The 1,610-nt window shown below is 41.3% G+C and carries 2 protein-coding genes; one reads left to right on the top strand and one right to left on the bottom strand.

All coding sequences use genetic code 11. From position 1 onward, the window contains the following. Positions 1–106, bottom strand: a 106-nt coding sequence (locus CXF78_RS16885; RefSeq protein WP_180957198.1) for a YacL family protein, incomplete at its 3' end; no start/stop codon positions are given. A gap of 200 nt (positions 107–306) precedes the next feature. Between CXF78_RS16885 and CXF78_RS16880 the strand changes: the two genes are divergently transcribed. Continuing rightward, positions 307–1,272 (top strand): zinc transporter ZntB, encoded by a 966-nt coding sequence (locus CXF78_RS16880; protein ID WP_041412754.1) that lies wholly within the window; start codon positions 307–309, stop codon positions 1,270–1,272. The last annotated feature ends 338 nt before the right edge of the window (positions 1,273–1,610 follow it).

Here is a 1,610-nt window from a genome sequence, read left to right as displayed (position 1 = left end):
CGTCACCAAGCTCTTCAGCAAACCATCTGCCTAATACTTCATGACCCATGCTAAATTCAGCAAAGACTGAGCCTTCGAGGCGGTTTCGACGAAATTGATATTCCATACTAGTACTCTTTATTTAGCATTTTTTCTATTTTAACCGATGAATGGCCACTCTGCAGTTGGTTAGTTCATCAAATTTTGCGCTTGATGGTTAAATGCTCGATAAATAAAGAATTTCATTTTATAAGATCGTTTTAAACTTGGGCAAGATTAAAAAGTAGCGTAAATTATTGCAATAGTGATCACATGGAATTTCTGATAATGAATAATGGTTTTATATACAGCTTGTTGCTTACTGGACCAAATGCAGGCCAGTCACTTACCGCTGAACAAATAGCACTATGGCAGCCTGCTGATGGACTTTTATGGCTACATCTTCGCTATCGTGAACCTAAAGCACGTAAATGGATCCTCAACTCTGGTTTACAAAGGGTTGAGATGGATACACTGTTGGCCACCGATACTCGCCCACGAGTATTAAGTTCCGACAAAGGAATTTTACTGGCGTTACGAGGGGTTAATTTAAACCCCAATTCAGATCCAGAAGACATGGTCGCAGTGCGGATCTACGCTGAAGAGCACAAAATCATTTCAACTTGCGAGCGCCAACTACAATCGGTGATCGATGTTGCTGATGCGATAAAGCAAGGCAAAGGCCCAGTTGATAGTGCAGCCTTTATCATGGCCATTTGTGAGCGTCTTACACAACGTAAAGTGGAGTTTATTGGCAAGCTTGAAGAGCAGCTCGATGAGTTAGAAGAACGCGTAGTCACTCAAGTAAACAAAACCTTGCGTACCGACATTGCCGAACTGCGCAGACAAACCGTGGTATTGCGTCGCTACCTAGCGCCACAACGAGAAGCATTTTCTCGTATGTTACAAGAAGCCAGCGAACTGTTTGACGATAACGATAAAGTCCGCTTACGTGAAATACATGAAACCCTTATTCGAGTGATAGAAGATCTTGATGCGATACGCGATCGTGCCAGCGTCACACAAGAAGAACTCCAATCACAACAGTCAGAACAAGTGAATCAACGATTGTATTTCTTATCGCTAATTTCAGCGGTATTTTTACCATTAGGTTTTTTAACAGGCTTATTGGGCGTCAATATTGGCGGGATACCGGGTGCTGAATCCAACTGGGCTTTTGCCGCATTCTGTGGCGGATTGTTTGCACTGATTGGCTTGCAGATGTACTTATTCTACCGTTTGAAATGGCTATAATCCGCCACTAGAATTAATACTATGCATGATGGTCATTGCTAGGCTATATAATACTTGTAGTCTAGAACTAGGCGATTATCTAAATGAATAAGGCTGTGAGTGACAATGACCTTTTCGCACGGTCAACCAAGTGCAGAAATAACCTAGCATTAGGAAGGACAAAAGGACACTGAAGCATAATGCCGATAAGTTAGCCGTTAAAATTAAGAAACTCAACCGTTAACTTGACCGTTCTTTTTAATCTACAACAATCCGATAATCTTAGTTATCGGATTTTTATGCAACCTTTATAAGACCTTTATTGTACATACATCAATTGCGGTGCTGAGTTTTGTGTA

This window comes from Shewanella sp. 11B5, assembly GCF_002836795.1.
GTDB lineage: Bacteria > Pseudomonadota > Gammaproteobacteria > Enterobacterales > Shewanellaceae > Shewanella > Shewanella frigidimarina.
The sequence above is the reverse complement of the archived record's forward strand: the minus strand, read 5'-3'. Positions and strand labels throughout refer to the sequence as shown.